Source organism: Arthrobacter sp. GW460-12-1-14-TSB2 (assembly GCF_059423525.1).
In genome coordinates this window covers 317140-333871 of the sequence record NZ_JBWKYC010000003.1, presented here as the reverse complement: position 1 = coordinate 333871, position 16732 = coordinate 317140, and the positions used below count along the sequence as shown (strand labels likewise).

At 66.4% G+C, this 16732-nt stretch carries 15 protein-coding genes and 1 pseudogene; 9 read left to right on the top strand and 7 right to left on the bottom strand.

What is annotated here, in order from left to right:
• The 4 genes and pseudogenes from AC07YR_RS07240 to AC07YR_RS07225 all read left to right on the top strand — a co-directional run.
• Nucleotides 1-396, top strand: a pseudogene (locus AC07YR_RS07240) (sulfonate ABC transporter substrate-binding protein); the annotation flags it as partial.
• A 71-nt stretch (nucleotides 397-467) separates the two neighbouring features.
• Nucleotides 468-1193, top strand: a complete 726-nt coding sequence (locus tag AC07YR_RS07235; RefSeq protein WP_028272786.1) for an ABC transporter ATP-binding protein — start codon at nucleotides 468-470, stop codon at nucleotides 1191-1193.
• Nucleotides 1183-2178 carry an ABC transporter permease gene (locus AC07YR_RS07230; protein ID WP_494733546.1) on the top strand — a complete coding sequence of 332 codons (996 nt, stop codon included), beginning with the start codon at nucleotides 1183-1185 and terminating at the stop codon, nucleotides 2176-2178. Before AC07YR_RS07235 ends, AC07YR_RS07230 begins: the two co-directional genes overlap by 11 nt.
• A 156-nt stretch (nucleotides 2179-2334) precedes the next feature.
• Entirely contained in the window at nucleotides 2335-2793 is a 459-nt protein-coding gene (locus AC07YR_RS07225) for an SRPBCC family protein (protein ID WP_436058331.1), read from the top strand.
• Between the two features lie 17 nt (nucleotides 2794-2810).
• Here AC07YR_RS07225 and AC07YR_RS07220 read toward each other — a convergent pair whose 3' ends face one another.
• Nucleotides 2811-3308, bottom strand: coding sequence for a cupin domain-containing protein (locus tag AC07YR_RS07220; RefSeq protein ID WP_494733545.1), 498 nt, complete (start codon nucleotides 3306-3308; stop codon nucleotides 2811-2813).
• A 75-nt stretch (nucleotides 3309-3383) separates the two neighbouring features.
• Between AC07YR_RS07220 and AC07YR_RS07215 the strand changes: the two genes are divergently transcribed.
• From AC07YR_RS07215 to AC07YR_RS07205, 3 genes are all read left to right on the top strand, one after another.
• On the top strand, nucleotides 3384-3998 hold the full coding sequence (locus AC07YR_RS07215) for a TetR/AcrR family transcriptional regulator (RefSeq protein WP_494733544.1): 615 nt from the start codon (nucleotides 3384-3386) through the stop codon (nucleotides 3996-3998).
• A gap of 91 nt (nucleotides 3999-4089) precedes the next feature.
• Nucleotides 4090-5346, top strand: a complete 1257-nt coding sequence (gene cobA, locus AC07YR_RS07210; RefSeq protein WP_494733543.1) for a uroporphyrinogen-III C-methyltransferase — start codon at nucleotides 4090-4092, stop codon at nucleotides 5344-5346.
• Between the two features lie 104 nt (nucleotides 5347-5450).
• The gene (locus tag AC07YR_RS07205) at nucleotides 5451-6914 is read left to right on the top strand and encodes an FAD-dependent oxidoreductase (protein WP_055799747.1); all 1464 of its coding nucleotides are present in this window, start codon (nucleotides 5451-5453) and stop codon (nucleotides 6912-6914) included.
• A 92-nt stretch (nucleotides 6915-7006) separates the two neighbouring features.
• On the opposite strand, the gene AC07YR_RS07200 is transcribed toward AC07YR_RS07205, so the two are convergent.
• The 5 genes from AC07YR_RS07200 to AC07YR_RS07180 all read right to left on the bottom strand — a co-directional run bounded on the left by AC07YR_RS07200 (nucleotide 7007) and on the right by AC07YR_RS07180 (nucleotide 11380).
• The gene (locus AC07YR_RS07200) at nucleotides 7007-7834 is read right to left on the bottom strand and encodes a DUF1206 domain-containing protein (protein WP_494733542.1); all 828 of its coding nucleotides are present in this window, start codon (nucleotides 7832-7834) and stop codon (nucleotides 7007-7009) included.
• Nucleotides 7835-7836: 2 nt separating this feature from the next.
• The gene (locus AC07YR_RS07195; protein ID WP_494733541.1) at nucleotides 7837-8145 is read right to left on the bottom strand and encodes a hypothetical protein; all 309 of its coding nucleotides are present in this window, start codon (nucleotides 8143-8145) and stop codon (nucleotides 7837-7839) included.
• Between the two features lie 55 nt (nucleotides 8146-8200).
• The gene (locus AC07YR_RS07190) at nucleotides 8201-9367 is read right to left on the bottom strand and encodes an AI-2E family transporter (RefSeq protein WP_494733540.1); all 1167 of its coding nucleotides are present in this window, start codon (nucleotides 9365-9367) and stop codon (nucleotides 8201-8203) included.
• Between the two features lie 103 nt (nucleotides 9368-9470).
• Entirely contained in the window at nucleotides 9471-10151 is a 681-nt protein-coding gene (locus AC07YR_RS07185; protein WP_494733539.1) for a FadR/GntR family transcriptional regulator, read from the bottom strand.
• Nucleotides 10148-11380 (bottom strand): MFS transporter, encoded by a 1233-nt coding sequence (locus AC07YR_RS07180; protein WP_436058323.1) that lies wholly within the window; start codon nucleotides 11378-11380, stop codon nucleotides 10148-10150. Before AC07YR_RS07180 ends, AC07YR_RS07185 begins: the two co-directional genes overlap by 4 nt.
• 256 nt (nucleotides 11381-11636) lie before the next feature.
• On the opposite strand from AC07YR_RS07180, the gene AC07YR_RS07175 reads away from it, so the two are divergent.
• Complete coding sequence (locus AC07YR_RS07175) at nucleotides 11637-13631, top strand: hypothetical protein (RefSeq protein ID WP_494733538.1); 1995 nt, start codon at nucleotides 11637-11639, stop codon at nucleotides 13629-13631.
• Nucleotides 13632-13674: 43 nt separating this feature from the next.
• On the opposite strand, the gene AC07YR_RS07170 is transcribed toward AC07YR_RS07175, so the two are convergent.
• Nucleotides 13675-15117, bottom strand: a complete 1443-nt coding sequence (locus AC07YR_RS07170; RefSeq protein ID WP_055799733.1) for a PucR family transcriptional regulator — start codon at nucleotides 15115-15117, stop codon at nucleotides 13675-13677.
• Nucleotides 15118-15284: 167 nt separating this feature from the next.
• Between AC07YR_RS07170 and AC07YR_RS07165 the strand changes: the two genes are divergently transcribed.
• Nucleotides 15285-16715: a gamma-aminobutyraldehyde dehydrogenase gene (locus AC07YR_RS07165; protein WP_055799785.1), complete on the top strand. Its 1431-nt coding sequence runs from the start codon at nucleotides 15285-15287 to the stop codon at nucleotides 16713-16715.
• Nucleotides 16716-16732: the final 17 nt, after the last annotated feature.

Here is a 16732-nt window from a genome sequence, read left to right as displayed (position 1 = left end):
CCGGGCGAGTTCCCCACCACCATCCTGATCGTGAGCAAGAAGTTCGCCGCCGACCACCCGGACACCGTCAAGGCACTCCTGAAGGGCCACGCCGAATCCGTGGCCTGGCTCAATGACACACCCGCCGCGGAAAAGGCGAGCGTGTTGAACACCGCGCTGAAGGAAGGCGGGGGCGCCGAGCTCCCGGCGGACGTCATCGAGAGGTCGCTGAAGAACATCGTGTTCACCGTGGATCCGCTGGCCGGAGCCTATAAGAAGCTGCTGCAGGACGGCGTGGACGCCGGCACCACCAAGCAGGCCGACATCAGCGGCATCTTCGACCTCACCGCCCTGAACAGCGTCAGCAACAAAAGCGGCGGCAGCAAGGTCAGCGCCGCCGGCCTCGGCAAGGACTAACCCTGCACGTAGCACCAAAAGCATCACCCTCAAAGCACCAACTCCAGCCCCATCAACGTTAGGACAGGACCATGCCAGTCGTACTGGAAAACCTGGGTAAACGCTTCGGCGACGGCGCCCCGGTGCTGGACGACGTCAACGCCAGCATCGCCCAAGGCGAGTTCGTCGCGCTCTTGGGTGCGTCCGGCTGCGGCAAGTCCACCCTGCTGAACATCATGGCGGGACTGGAACTCCCGACGTCGGGCGCCCTTGAAGTCCCCAGCGACGGCGCTGCCTTCATGTTCCAGGACGCAGCCCTCTTCCCATGGCTGACGGCCCGGGAAAACATCGAGCTCGCCCTCAAGCTGCGCGGCGTGGGCAAGTCCGAACGGCGCACGAAGGCGAACGAACTCCTGGACCTGGTCCACCTTGGCGGAGCCGGGGACAAGCGCCCGCACGAGCTCTCCGGCGGCATGCGCCAGCGCGTCTCGCTGGCCCGGTCCCTGGCCCAGGACCGGCAGCTGCTGCTCATGGACGAGCCGTTTGCCGCGCTGGACGCCATCACCCGCGACCTCCTCCACGACGAGCTGGAACGGATCTGGAAGGAGACCGGCCGCACCATCGTTTTTGTGACGCACAACGTCCGCGAAGCTGTCCGGCTGGGCCAGCGTGTGCTGTTGCTGTCCTCACGCCCCGGCCGCGTGGTCCAGGAATGGAACGTCACCGAGGAACACCGAACCGACGCCGGTCTTGCCGGACAGCTGACCGGGGTCATCACCGCCCGGCTGCGAGAGGAGATCCGCCGCCATGCCAAATAAGCAAACTCCGTTGGTCGAGCTTGCCGAGACCCCGATTTCGACCAGCTCAATCACTGGCCAGGCAAGCTCAATCACCGATGAGCCGGAAACCCGCAAGGTGCACGCGGCCCTGACCCGGTCCTCCACCGGCAACGAAGACCTGCGCGAGCTCGAATCCGGACTGGATTCACTGCAGTCGGACGCAGCCCGTGCCGCGCGCATCGACTGGAGCCGCATCCTGCTCCCGGTGGCGGCGCTCGTGGTGCTGGTCCTGGCGTGGCAGTTCTACGTATCCCTTGGCTTCAAGCGGCGCGACCTGGTGCCCGGACCGCTCGACGTGCTTGGCCAGTTCGGCACCCTGTGGGCCGAGGGTTCACTGCAGGAAGCCGTCTGGACATCCCTGCAGCGCGGAATCGTCGGCTTCCTGATCAGCGTGGTCATAGCGACGCCGATCGGACTTCTGCTGGCCCAGGTGGCCCCGCTGCGCCGCGCATTCGGCCCGCTCATCTCCGGCCTGCAGGTGCTGCCCTCCGTGGCATGGGTGCCCGCGGCCATCATCTGGTTCGGCCTGACCGACGCCACGGTGTACTTCGTGGTGTTCATGGGTGCCATCCCGTCCATCATCAACGGGCTGATTTCCGGCGTCGACCAGATCCCGCCGCAGTACCGCAGCGTGGGCACGGTGCTGGGCGCCAGCCGGCTGCAAATGGCCCTCCAGATCGTCCTTCCGGCGGCGTTGCCGGGCTACCTGAGCGGACTGAAGCAGGGCTGGGCGTTCTCCTGGCGCTCCCTCATGGCCGCCGAAATCATCGCCGTTGGCGGCACTATCGGCTTCGGCCTCGGCTCCATGCTGAACCAGGGCCGCGACCTGGCGGACATGACCATCGTGATGTCGGCCATCCTGCTGATCCTGGCCGTGGGCATCCTGATCGAACTGCTGGTCTTCGCGCCGATTGAAAAGCGCCTCCTGCGGCGCCGCGGCCTCCTCGCCGGCAGCACCCGCTAGGGCCGGCGCCTGAGGCAGCCCGAACAGAACCAAAGAGCAGAGCCCGACGGCGAGTCCCGCCGTCGGGCTCTGCTGTTTTGTCTGAATGAGGTGCCCCGGCCCCACGACGGCGGCGACGGCGCTTCGCCGGGCGGGGGAGTCTGGCAGACTGGCGCCATGACCGTCAGCTTCGTGTGCCGCACCGAATCCGCCCTGCCCCGGGAACAGTTGTTTGACCTCGCGCGCAGCATCGACGCGCACCTCGAATCACAGGCGGACGCGGGGGAGCGGGCCGTGGCGGGGGTGACGTCGGGCCTGATCGGCGCCGGGCAGGAGGTCACGTGGCGGGCGCGGCACTTCGGCCTGCCGATACGCATGACCAGCCGCATCACCTCGCTGGAGTTCCCGTCAAGGTTTGTGGACGAGCAGGTCCGAGGCCCGTTCACGGCCTTCCGCCACGTCCACGAGTTCGAAGCGACGGACACCGGATGCATCATGACGGACCGGGTGGAATTCACGGCGCCCTTCGGCCCGCTGGGCCGGATCGCGGAGACGCTGGTGCTGAGCCGGTACCTGGAACGGCTCATCGCAGGGCGCGGGCTTTACCTCGCCGGCCTCGTTCCGCCGCCGCGCTAGGTCACCCGTCCCGAAACCTACGTTCCGGGAAACGGCGGCGGCCCGATGATCTCAATACCGCCGTTCACACGCCCGGATTCGCGGATCCGGTCAAAGTCCACCACCTGTGCACCGTCTTCATCAGCGCCAATCGGCTCGCTGGCGCCAAAGTAGAAGGCCTGGGCGCCGCCAGGCGTGTGCAGGCAGAGCACGCGGGTTCCCTCCTGGGTGACTTTGAACGCGTGCGGAACACCCCTCGGCGCGATGGTTACCCCGCCCGCGGCGACCCGGTGCTCGGTGCCGTCCATGTTCATCAGGATCTCGCCGGCCAGGATGTACATGGTCTCGTCCGAGTCGGGATGGGTGTGGAGCGGAGTGACCTTGTTGAGGGCCATTTCATCCTCGAAGAGCAGGAACGCGCCGGCTGTGTCTTCTTCCGTGGCTTTCCAGGTCTGTACCCCGCCGCCGAAGAACCAGCGGCGGGCTCCCTCGCCGGGTTGCAGGACTACGGCGGATGCAACTTTCTTCGTCTCCATGGTGGTCGCCCCGATGCTGGTGGAAAGACTTATGGGACTGATGTCCCATAACAAGACTCAGGTACCATGAAGGACATGTCAAGACCTTATGCCGACGTCGGGCGCACCGGTCAGAAGCGCCGCACCCTTGAAGGCCTGGTTGCTGCCGCGCGCCAGCTCGTCGCGTCCGGTGCAACGCCCACGGTGGATGAGGCCGCGCTGGTGGCGGGTGTCGCCCGCAGTACTGCCTACCGCTATTTCCCGGGTCAGCGGGAGCTGCTGGCTGCGGCCCATCCGGAGACTGCACGGACATCGATGCTGCCGGACAATCCCCCGGAGGATGTGGCCGAGCGGCTGGATGCCGTAGTGCGTGAGTTCACCGGAATGATCATCGAAACCGAGGCGCAGCAGCGGACCATGCTGCGGCTCTCGCTGGAACCCGCGGACGGCCAGGAGCGGGGCCTGCCGCTGCGCCAGGGCCGCGCCATCGCGTGGATCGCCGAGGCGCTCGCCCCGTTGGGGCCTGAGCTGTCCGAAGCGGAGATCCATCGGCTGGTTCTGGCGATCCGCAGTGCCACCGGGATCGAGTCGCTGGTGTGGCTGACCGATGTGGGCGGCCTGAGCAGGGACGCTGCCGTTGCCTCGATGCGGTGGACGGCCAACGCGCTGCTGAACCAGGCACGGACGCAGGGACCGCCGCCCGTCGAATGAGCGTGCCGGCAATGTGACGCAGCGTTACCTTACGTGAACTGGTGTTTCCGCGCCGTTGTTCCGGTATGTGACGCGGCCCTACCGTTGATCCATGGCAATTCAGGACATCTACCCCACGGCACTGCGCCTGCTGGGCCGCCCCGTACTGGTGGTGGGCGGTGGGCCGGTGGCCACGCGACGCACCAAAGGGCTGCTCGACGCCGGTGCCCGGGTGACCGTGGTTGCCCCCGTTGCCTCCGCAGGACTTGAGGAACTGGCCGACGCCGGCCTCCTCACCTGGGAGCAGCGCCCCTACCTCACGTCCGACGTCGACGGCGTCTGGTTCGTCCAGACAGCCACCGGCGATTCCGCAGTGGATGCCCAGGTTTCGGCCGACGCCGAGGCGCAGCGAGTCTGGTGCGTCAACGCCTCCGACCACGAAGCCTCCGCTGCCTGGACCCCCGCCGTCGCCGTCGTCGACGACGTGCAGATCGCCGTGAACGCCGGGGGAGACCCGCGCCGTGCCATGGCCCTCCGTGACGCCGTTGCCACCGCGCTGGAAACCGGTGACCTCCCGCTCCGCCGGCAGCGCGCCCACCGGGGAAGCGTGGCCCTTGTGGGCGGCGGTCCCGGCGACACCGGGCTCATCACCGTCCGCGGCCGCCGGCTCCTTGGCCAGGCCGACGTCGTGGTGGCGGACCGCCTGGGCCCCCGCGAGCTCCTGAACGAACTCGCCCCCGATGTCCGCGTCATAGAGGTGGGCAAGACCCCCGGCCACCATCCCGTGCCGCAGGCGGGGATCAACCGGATCCTCGTGGAAGAGGCGCTCAAGGGCCACCGCGTGGTCCGGCTCAAGGGCGGCGACCCCTACGTTTTGGGCCGCGGCGGCGAGGAAGCGGAATTCTGCCGCCAGCACGGCGTCGAGGTTGAGGTGGTCTCCGGCGTGACCTCGGCTATCTCCGTCCCCGCGGCGGCCGGCATTCCCGTGACGCACCGCGGCCTGGCCAAGGGCTTCAGCGTAGTTACCGGCCACGAGGAGCTTTCCGAGGTCCCGGCCCGGTCCGACCACACAGTCGTGCTGCTCATGGGAGTGGGCCAGCTGCGCGAATCCGCCGCCGCCCTGATGGCTGCCGGTTTGCCTCAGGACACTCCAGTTGGCATCGTTGAGAATGGCTATTTGCCCAACCAGCGCGTGACCATCGGCACTGTCGGTTCCATCGCTGACCAGGCCGAGGCCGCCGGCGTCGCAAATCCCGCGGTGATCGTGATCGGTGACGTTGTCCGCGTCAGCCCGTTCGCGCCGTCGCACTTCAAGACCGCCGACTACAGCACCACCACCCCGAACCGCCCCCGCGTACTGACCAAGTAGCCCGAAGCCCCTTCCCAACTAGCTCGCAGTTAACGCTCCCAAAAGCCGTTTTCACGACGTTAAGTGCGAGTCAGTTGGGCCGTGACAGAAAAAGGAACACAGCCGTGTCAAATAGCACCACCGTAGGTTCTGCCGCCCGCCCGCTCCGGGTCGCCGTCGTGGGTTCCGGCCCCGCCGGCGTGTACGCCGCCGACATCCTCACCAAGAGCGAAGCCGTCAAGAGCGGCGAGCTGACCGTGAGCATCGACCTCTTTGACCGCTACCCGGCGCCCTATGGCCTGATCCGCTACGGCGTGGCGCCCGACCACCCGCGCATCAAGGGCATCGTCAACGCCCTGCACAAGGTCCTGGACCGCGGCGACATCCGCTTCTTCGGCAACGTGGACTACGGCACGGACCTCTCCATTGAGGACCTCCGCACCCACTACGACGCCGTCATCTTCGCCACCGGCGCCATCAAGGACGCGGACCTGAACATCCCCGGCATCGAACTCGACGGCTCCTACGGCGGCGCCGACTTTGTCTCCTGGTACGACGGCCACCCCGACGTGTCCCGCGAATGGCCGCTGGACGCAAAGGAAATCGCCGTGATCGGCAACGGCAACGTGGCCCTGGACGTGGCCCGCATGCTCTCCAAGCACGCCGACGACCTCCTGGTCTCCGAAATCCCGGACAACGTCTACGCCGGCCTCAAGTCCTCTCCGGTCACTGACGTGCACGTCTTCGGCCGCCGCGGCCCCGCCCAGGTGAAGTTCACCCCGCTGGAACTGCGCGAGCTGGCCCACTCCAAGGACGTGGACATCATCCTGTACCCGGAGGACTTCGAATTCGACGAGGAATCAGACCGCCAGGTCCAGAGCAACAACCAGACCAAGACCATGGTTGGCACCCTCACCAACTGGATCGCCGAGCAGCCGGAAGAGCTCTCCGAGCTCACGGCCTCCCGCCGCCTGCACCTGCACTTCCTGCACAGCCCGGTTGAGGTATACGACGACGCCGAGACCCCCGGCCGCGTTGCCGGCATCAAGTTTGAGCGCACCGAGCTGGACGGCACGGGCAACGCCCGCGGCACCGGCGAGTTCGTGGACTACCCGGTCCAGGCCGTGTACCGCGCCATCGGCTACTTCGGTTCCGCCCTGCCGGAGGTCGAGTTCGACCACAAGAAGGGTGTTGTCCCGAACGACGGCGGCCGCGTGCTGGACGCTGCCGGCACCCACGTGCCGGGCATCTACGCCACCGGCTGGATCAAGCGCGGCCCCGTAGGCCTCATCGGCCACACCAAGGGCGACGCCCTTGAGACCGTGACGTACCTGCTGGAAGACCGCGCGAACCTGCCGCTGGCAGCCGCGCCGGCTCCGGAAGCCGTCGTCGAACTGCTGGAGAGCCGCGGCGTGCAGTACACCAGCTGGGAAGGCTGGCTGGCTCTGGACGCACACGAGCGCGCCCTCGGCGAGAAGGCCACCGAGACCGGATCGCACGGCGTCGAGGTTGCCCGCGAGCGGGTCAAGGTTGTGCCCCGCGAGGACATGGTTTCCATCTCACGCGACGGAGTGGCCGCGCAGGTCTAGCCCGAACCTTTCTCCAGCGCGAACAGGCAGCTAATGACCGCAAACCGCACGGTTGACGTCATTAGCTGCCTGTTCGCGCTTTTTATATCCGGCTACATCCGGCCAAATCTCGCCCGGACAAGGGCGAACAATCCGTAGCTAATGAGTCCGGCGGCAATGGCCATCAGGAGGAACGGCCCCGCCGGATGGTCCCGCAGCGCCTTCAGGCTGCCGTCCAGCCCGGTGGATTCTCCCGGCCGGTTGGTGGCGGCTGCTACCACGAACAGTAGGCCCGCAAGGATCAGGGCGATGCCTTTGGCCACGTGGCCGGCCACGCCGAGTGAGCTGATCATGCGTCCGCGCCGGGTGCCCTCGAAGTGATGCAGTTCCTCCTTGAACTGTTTCCGGACGCCCTTGACGATGAAATAGATTCCGACGCCGATGACCGTCAGGCCCAGCGCGATGAGTGCCGGCACACCGAGAGGTCCCTGGACCAGGGCGGTGCTGAAGTCCCTGGTGGAATCGCCCGAGTCACCGCGCAGGCCGACCGCGAACCCTGCAAAAGTGAGCCCCACACTGCCGTAGGCCACCGCCAGGAACCCGGAGGAGATGAGCTTGCCGAGCCGCTGGCCCGCAGGCAGGTGGCGGGCGCGGAGGGTGGCTTCGCTCAGTTGCCAGAGAGACAGGCCCGCGCAGCCGATCAGCCCGGCCCACATCACGCCGGGCCCCCACGGATTCGCTGCCAGCTGTTCGATGGCTCCCGTCGGTTCGGCCTGCCCCGGCTGGCCGAAGGCCAAAGCGATGGCGATAGCACCGATCACAATGTGGAGCAGGGCCATTACGGCGAACCCGGAACGTGCGACGACGTCCAGCACCTTGGTGTTGGACACCGCCTCGGCCGCGTTGGCGGCTTCTCCGAGGGCCGTATCTTCATCCGCCATTGCTAGCCGTTCATGGGGCCTTCGGCGTGGATGTTTTCGGCGCCCGGGCCGGTGAGTTTCACGGTGCAGCGGACGATGAGCTGGTCCGGTGCGGTGTGGACGTCCGCGAGGGTGTCGGCCGGGTTGATGACCGTGTAGCTTTCGGTGCCCTCCTGGACGTCGAAGCCCCGCGACTTGGCGTCCTGGCTGGCGTTGGCGAGAGCTTCCCGGCGCAGTTCGTCGAGGTACGACTGGTCGCCGGACCGTGCAGAGTCGCCGAAGGCCCAGCCAAAGAGAGTTCCGGTTCCGTTCATGGTGCTGATTTTACGCATGCCTCACCCTACCAAGATATTGATAAGGGTGCTTATTATCTGTCCGTGGATGCTGCTAGGACCTGCTGGCGTCCGCGGCAGCAAGGTCCGGGTCCGCGTCAGCCGGGTCCGAGGATTCCCCGGCCTCTGCCGAGCCCGCCGGTTCCGGTTCTGCGGCGTCGGTGGTCCAGACCTGGACGATCGCCCAGATCACGGCGGCCAGCGGGACGGACAGCACGGCGCCGATGATGCCGGCGAGAATGGTCCCCGCCGTCAAGGCCAGCAGGATGACCAGGGCGTGCAGCTGCAGGGACTTGCCCATCACCACGGGTTGAAGCAGATTGCCCTCAAGCTGGTTGACGGCGATCACCACGATCACCACAATCAGTGCCACCACGGGTCCGTTGGCTACGAGTGCCACCAGCGCCGCCAGGATGCCTGCCACGGTGGCTCCCACGATCGGGACGAAAGCGCCGATGAAGACAATGATGGCCAGCGGGATGGCCAGCGGGACCCCCAGGACCAGCAGTGCTGTGCCGATGGCCACCGTGTCCACCAGGGCAACAATGGCTGTCCCGCGCACGTAATCGCCCAGAACCTGAATGGTGCGTGCGCCCGATCGGCGCAGCTTGGCCTCGCGGGCGCCGGTGTAAGGCCGCAGGAAGAAGTTCCAGATCGCGGCCCCGTCCTTGAGGAAGAAGAAAAGGATCACCACCATGAGGCTGGCCCCGGCGAGGAACTCGGTGATGACGGACAGCCCGGTGATGGCTCCGGAGCGGACCTGGCTGCTGGCGGCGAATTCCACGATGGCCGCCCGGGCCTGTTCAATCTGCTCCCCGTCCACCGGGATGGGGCCGTTGAGCAGGAACGACTGCAGTTCGTCCAGGCCCGAGGATGCCTGGCTTGCGAGGTCTCCCCATTGGCTGCGGATGGAGGCGACAATGACGGTGGTGACGCCGGCCAGCACGGCGAGCAAGGCCACGAAGGCCACTGCAGTGGCCGCGGAGGCGGGCAGGCCCCGGCGCTTCAGGAGATTGACGAACGGCATGATGGCGGCCGCCAGGATCAGGGCGATCAGCACCGGAATGACCAGGAGCCGGATCTGCAGCAGCGCGAAGACGGACACCACCACAACGGTGAGGACCAGCAGGATCTGGGCCGAGCGGACGCCCACCCTGCCCAGGCCGTCTGCCCAGGGGTCCGGGCGCTTGCCGTCCACCGTGATGTCGACTGATCTGGCCAAGGGGTACTCCAATTCGTCAGCGTGCAGAAACGGGACGCCCGGACCGGCCGAGGCCGGGATGAGAACTCCCCAAATAGCTAAGCCTACTGAGTTATGGCCCCGGCTACACGCCGAGCCACTCCGCGCAGGAGTTCAGGTTCCGGTTGACGCTGTCCACGGCAGCTGCTTCATTGTGCGCCTCGATGGCATCCACCAGCTCGCCGTGCCCTTCGTCGGGGAGACCGTTGAAGCCGCTGCGGCGCTGCTGCCGAAGCAGGTCGGCATGGAACACGCCGCCAAAGCTGACGTACAGCTCATGCAGCAGCGGATTCCCCGAAGCCTGCGCCACCAGCACATGGAAATCCCAGTCGGCGCGGGCCCAAACGGGGTAGTCCTCAGCGTTCCAGGCGTCACGCCGCTCCGCCAGCAGCGCTTTCATGGCGGCAATGTGTTCAGGTTGTGCGTTGCGGGCGGCCAGCCGGGCCGCCTGGGTGTCCAGGCCCACCCGGACCTCGAGGATGTGCTCCTGGGTGTGGTCCTTGTACATGCGCTGAGCCGCGCCGGAGATCTCGCTGGTGGCCCGGACGTAGGTGCCGTCACCGCGGCGGACCTCCAGCATCCCGCTGTGGGCCAGCGCCTTGATGGCCTCGCGCAGGGTGCCCCGGGACACACCCAGCCGGGCCATCAGCTCGGGCTCCGCGGGGATCTTCTGTTGCAGCTGCCATTCGCCGGAATGGATCATCTCGCGGAGCTTGTCCGTAATCTCGTCCGCCAGAACAGGCCGGTGCGAAGCGGTAAGAGTCATGGCTTGGTCCTTGCCGTCAGAAGGTGCCCCACCACGATCTGGGTAAGGGCGATGGCCAGCAGCAGAACCAACGGTACGGTCCAGCCGCCGGTAGCGCTGTGCAGCAGGCCCATGCCGAACGGGCCCACTGTGGCCAGCAGATACCCCACCGACTGCGCCAGCGTGGACATGGCGGTGGTTTCCGCCGTCGACCGGCCGCTCCGGCTGATCATCACCATGACCAGCGGGAAGATGCCCAGGCCGAACCCCAGCAGCGCGGCCGGAACAGCGGCCAGCGCGGCAGGCAGCAGCATCAGGGCAGTAATGCCCAGGAGCATGGTGACGCTTGCCAGGTAGAAGGCCGGGCGGAGCATCCGCGGACGGGAGCCGATGGCCAGGAGCACCATGCCCGCCGGAACGGAGACCAGCTGCATCAGGCCGTACATCAGGCCGCTGTCCGTGGCGGTCAGCCCGGTGGTGGTGAGCATGTACGGGAACCAGCTCAGCACCGCATAGGCGAGCAGCGCCTGGAGGGTGAAGATGGAGGTGAGCAGTGCGCCCTTGCGGGTGCGAATCAGCGGCCACGGGGAAATGCTGGTGCCCCGGCCGGGGGCCGCGTTCCGGTGTGCGTGGAGTGCCACCGGGAGAAAGCCAAGGAAAGCGGCCACGGAGAGCAGTCCGATGGAGCCAAGTCCCGCCGACGCCGAACCCAGGAGCTGGGCCACCGGGACCACCATCACGGCCGTAACGGTGGCGCCCGTGGTCATGGTGACCGTGTAGAGGGCCGTCATGAGGGAGGTGCGGTCGGCGTAGTGCTCGCGGATGAAGGACGGCATGGCAACGTTGCAGACAGCGAGCCCGGACATCCCCACCACCGTTCCGGCCAGCAGCATGCCCGTGGACGGGATACCGCGCACCAGAAGGCCGACGGCCAGCATTCCCAGGGCCAGCAGGATGGCTTTTTCCACCCCCATCCGGCGCGTCAGCCAGGACGTGGCCGCCCCGGCGACTGCAAAGCACAGGGTGGGAACGGAGGGGATGACGGCGGCAATGAATGCACCGTAGCCCAGGACTTCCTGGAGGTCATGGAGGAGGGCCGAGGCCCCGGTGATGCCTGCGCGGAGGTTGAGGCCGATCAGCACAAAGGCCACGATTCCGAAGACGACGACGGCGCGGGGCCGGGCTGCCTTTGCCCGCTCGGCAGGTGGGGTGTCAGTTCCGGGCGGTGCCGCCGTCGTCGTGGTTGCCATACTTAAACATTAGACGTTAGACGTTTGATGTTTGTAAAGATGTGGCAAACATCTCCGGAAGGCCCGAGTTCCGGACGTACCGTAATCCCGAAACGCATGCGCCGTATGTGACTGATGTGAACAGTGTTCCCAAATGTGCTTCGTGGCCTTACCATTCGTAGTGTCGGCGTAAAGCATGGGGGTCCACGCCAGCCGCTGGCAGTTTCTGGGGGAGTCCTTCCGCAGAGTTAACCGTTAGTCCTGCCGGGAGTGGCTGATGTCCAATTTCACCCCATACTTCATACGAGTTGCCGCTGCCTTTGCCGCCGCTTCCCTATTGGTCATGGCCGGCCTGCCGGCCGCCAACGCTACGACCGAGCCAGCGGTGCCCGATCCTGTGGTGGCCGCGCCCGCAGAGTCTGGTGCCCAGAGAACCATCGTCCGTCAATCCGCGGGAGTTGGCGCGCGCGCAGCCGACATCAAGGTCACCCTGGTCACGGCGAAGACGAGAGATAAAACTGACGCCGACGTTGCATCCATCGATGTCACTAAAGCCAAGGCGGCCGTTACTTCGGCAGGGGACTACTGGCGAACGATCAGCGACGGCAAGCTGACCATCAGCCTCGCCAGCCTCAAGCTGGGATTCGTCACCAGCGCCAGCTCCGGCGACAACTTCGATGTGATTCTGGAGACCATCACCAGGGAGCTGGGGTGGAAGGCTGACCCGGGCCAGGCCCTCGTCGTATTCATTCCGAGGTCAGACGTCGTCGTGTATTCCGTCGGCGGCAACCTGGGCGCCGGCTGGTCGTCCGGAGCCACCACCGGGCGAATCGTGATGCCGCTGACCAGTGGGTTCACTTCGCCAGTCCTGGCGCACGAGTTCGGGCACGTGTTCGGTTTGCAGCATGCCAACTCCCTCGACTGCTCTAGTGGACGCGCGGACACGGCCGTCACAGCCTGGGCGGTGGGCGACGGCGAGTGTTATGCCCGCGAGTATGGCGACGGAACTGATTTGATGGGCGTCTCCCAGTACGCACAGCCCTACCTTAACGCCGCCCTTTACGACTACGGTTCGTTTGGGAGCGGGGACGAGATCCGCGATCTTGGAACATTGCAGGGCAGCCAGACAGTCACGCTACTTCCGTGGGCCAGTAATTCCGCTGCTCGAGCCGTGAAGTTCCAGGATCCGGGCAGCGGCGAGACCTACTACGTTCAGCTTCGGCTTCCCGTCGGCTACGACTCGGCAACCGCGGTCAACGGCAACAAAGGCGTCCAGATCCTCAAAGCGGGCCCGGAACCGGGATCGTCACTGCTTCTTCCGCCCAGTACCCTTGCCTTCAGCGGCTGGTACGGCTCCAACCTCGCATGGCAACGCGGCGGAGTGTTTACGACCTACGCCGGCGTGCAGATCCGGGTCAACGACATCACTTCGACATCGGCGTCCGTAACAGTTGACTCCGTCTCCCCGGCCATCGTGAGCCAACTCGATCAGGCTGCCGCCCGGAACAGCCTGGGTAGTCCTGTTAGGGCAGCGGCGCTGGGGCTCGCCAATTACGGCGCCTACCGTGACTATCAGCGTGGCACCGCCGTCTGGTCGGCAGCGAGCGGCGCGTACGAGTCCACTGGGGCCATCCGAAACACCTGGCTGTGGTCCGGAATGGAAAGTGGTCCCCTCGGCTACCCGGTGACGGATGAAATCGGTGGCCTCGTGTCGGGTGGGGTTTATCAGATGTACCAGGGGGGCGCCATTGTATGGTCCCCGGTTACCGGCGCCCACACGTCGAGAGGCGCTATCCGGGTTGCCTGGGGCGGCGTGGGATATGAATCGGGCACGCTGGGGTATCCGGTCGCCAGTGAGGTGGGCGGGCTAAGGAATGGCGGAGCGAACCAGGATTTCCAACGCGGGTCGATTGTCTGGTCCGCCTCCACCGGGGCGAAGGTATCAACGGGCGCGATCCGCAGCACCTGGGTGTGGAGCGGACTCCAGAATGGCCCACTGGGATACCCGTACACGAATGAAATCAAGGGTCTGCGGGATGGCGGGGCCTACCAAATGTTTGAAGGCGGCGCCATCGTTTGGTCCCCTGCCACGGGCGCACACGTGTCCAAGGGCGGTATCCGGCAGGCTTGGGCCAATACGGGTTTTGAGAACGGTCCGCTCGGCTATCCCACCACCAGTGAATACGTTGGCTCCAGCGGAACCGTGATCCAGAACTTTCAAGGCGGGCGCATTGTCTGGAGCCCGAGCACCGGGGCGCAGGTGATCATCTAACGAAGCGGCCCTCTGCAATCGGTGCTGGCCGAAAAGCCGCTTCTTACCGCTGCTGGCGCTGGTTCAGCCGCTGGACCGCCAGCGCCAGCCACAGCTGTACACGGTCCTGGGTCTGCGCGGGATCGTAGCCGGTCAGCTCGGTGATCTGCGCCAGCCTGTACCGCACGGTGTTGCGGTGCAGCGTCAGTGCTTCGGCGACGGCGGCCACCGAGCCGTTGTTGTTCAGGTAGCTCTCCAGCGTGGCCATCAGCTCGGCCCCGTGCAGGGCGTCGAAGTTCCGCAGCGGGTTGAGGGACTCGTTCGCCATGTCCGCCAGCGGCACGTCCTCGCTGGCCAGGAGCAGCGACGTGAGGCTGAGGCGCTCGGGCTCGTTGACGGGCAGGCCGTGGCTGGCCGCGTCGCGCGCCTCGAAGTAGCTCCAGCGCACCCCGTTGGGTTTGGTGTAGGCGCCGCCGATGCCGATCGTGGCGTGGATGCCGGCCTCGGCCAGATGGTCGCTGAGGCTCTTCGCCAGGGCGGCGGCCCCGCTGCCGTCGTCCTGCACAACGACGATCAGGTCCTTCCCGACGACGGCGGTCACGCCGTGCTCCAGCGGCCGCGGCATCGAGGAGCTCACCAGCTGCTTGGGATGAGCCGCGGACTCGGCGAGGAGGACCACGCTCTTGCGGGTGCTGTTGATGCCGATGCCGGCAAGCCGCCGGGCCGCCTCGCTGGATTCCAGGGTCCCGTGGATCACGTCCTCCAGGACCTGGCCGGACAGCGCCCGCTGGGCCTGCCGCTGCTTGACCATGTTGTTCAACTCCACGCTGATGAGGTTCTGGGCATAACCGACGATGCCGGAGTCCTCGAACGGCTGCCGGACCCAGAGGGTGCACGCGTCGCGCCGGCCGGTGGGGATGGGGTAGGACGCCCACGTGTCGGCCGTGGGGGCGGGGTTGCCGGGAACGCTGTTGTACAGCTGCGCAGTGAACTGGGTCAGGACAATATCCGTGCGCAGCATGGAGCCGAGGTTCTTGAGCAGCTCGGAGAGGCCGCCGCCGGTCAGCAGGGCGCGGGCCAGGATTTGGTGTCCCGCGATGAGCCGTTCCAGTTTCGCGTAGTGGTCCGCCGACTGGGCATCCGCCACCAGCTTGGTGATGGCAATGAACGGTGTCTCGTAGGGGACCTCCACCACGGGAAGGCCCCAGCGGTTGGCCTCTGCAATCAGCGCCGGCGGAACGGCGTCGTGCGTCAGCCCGATCCCGAAACCGATCCCCACCGCACCCGCCCGCTGCACCTGCCGCACAAAGCGGCGCTGGTCCGGGGCGGACTTCAGCCGCATCCCGGTGGTGAGCACCAGCTCGCCGCCATTGAGGAAGCGCTGCGGGTCCTCCTGCTCGGTGACGGCGACCCAGTGGATGTCCTGGTGCCACGTCGTCTCGGCGAGGCCGGATTTGACGAGCTTGAGCGACTGGACGCCCAGCAGGGCGGCGAGGGAAATTGCCATGGATTCAGGATAGCTGCGCGCTGGGCAACCGCACTAAAGGATTCAGGGGATGGTGTGCAGGTGGCTATTCCCTGCGTACGGGCCCTGGCATAGGCTCATGAGCAGTCGCAACACTGGGCCGGTCGCAGAACCGGTTACAGAAACCAGCATGAAAGAGGTTGAACACCGTGGTCCAAACCTTGCAGAACTTCATCAACGGCGAATTCGTCACACCCGCCGGCACCGGTCTGCTGGACATCGTGAATCCCACCAACGGTGAGGTGGTGGCCAAATCGCCCATCTCCGTGCAGGCCGACGTCGACGCCGCCATGACGGCTGCCAAGGATGCCTTCAAGACCTGGAAGCACGTCACCCCGGCCCAGCGGCAGCTGATGCTCCTCAAGCTTGCCGACGCCGTCGAGGCCAACAGCGATGAACTCGTCGAAGCCCAGCACCGCAACACCGGCCAGGTGCGTTCACTGATCGCGTCGGAGGAAGTCGCCGCCGGCGCCGACCAGCTGCGCTTCTTCGCCGGCGCCGCCCGCATCCTCGAAGGCAAGTCAGCCGGCGAGTACTTCGAAGGCCACACCTCCTACGTGCGACGTGAACCCATCGGCGTCGTGGCCCAGGTTGCCCCCTGGAACTACCCGTTCCTGATGGCCATCTGGAAGATCGGCCCCGCGCTCGCCGCCGGGAACACCGTGGTGCTCAAGCCATCGGACACCACCCCCGAGTCCACCCTGGTCCTTGCCCGCCTTGCCGGCGAGATCTTCCCGGCCGGCGTCCTCAACGTGGTGCTTGGCACCGGTGAAACCGGCGCCATGATGGTGGAGCACAAGGTCCCCGGCCTTGTCTCCATCACCGGCTCCGTCCGGGCCGGCATCGCCGTGGCCTCCGGCGCTGCCAAGGGACTCAAGCGCGCCCACCTGGAGCTCGGCGGCAAGGCCCCGGCCATCGTCTTCAAGGACGCCGACATCAAGAAGAGCGCCGCGGCCATCGCCGAGTTCGCCTTCTTCAACGCCGGCCAGGACTGCACCGCCATCACCCGGGTCCTGGTGGAAGACTCCGTTCACGACGACGTCGTGGCAGCCATGGTGGAACACACCAAGACCCTTCACACCGGCTCGCAGAACGACGAAGACAACTACTTCGGCCCGCTCAACAACGTGAACCACTTCAACGCCGTGACGTCGGTTGTGGAGCACCTGCCCGCGAACTGCAAGATTGTCACCGGCGGCCACCGGGCAGGGGACAAGGGCTTCTTCTTCGAACCCACCATCATCACCGGCGCCAAGCAGACCGACGACATCGTCCAGAAGGAAACCTTCGGACCGGTCATCACAGTCCAGACGTTCAGCTCCGAGGCCGAGGCCGTGGAGCTGGCGAACGACGTCGACTACGCCCTGGCCTCCAGCGTCTGGACCACCGACCACGGCACCGCCATGCGCGTCAGCCGCGACCTGGATTTCGGCGCGGTGTGGATCAACACCCACATCCTGCTGACCGCCGAAATGCCGCACGGCGGCTTCAAGCAGTCCGGCTACGGCAAGGACCTTTCCATGTACGGCGTCGAAGACTACACGCGCATCAAGCACGTGATGAGTGCACTGGATGCATAAAGCAGACGCATAACTCC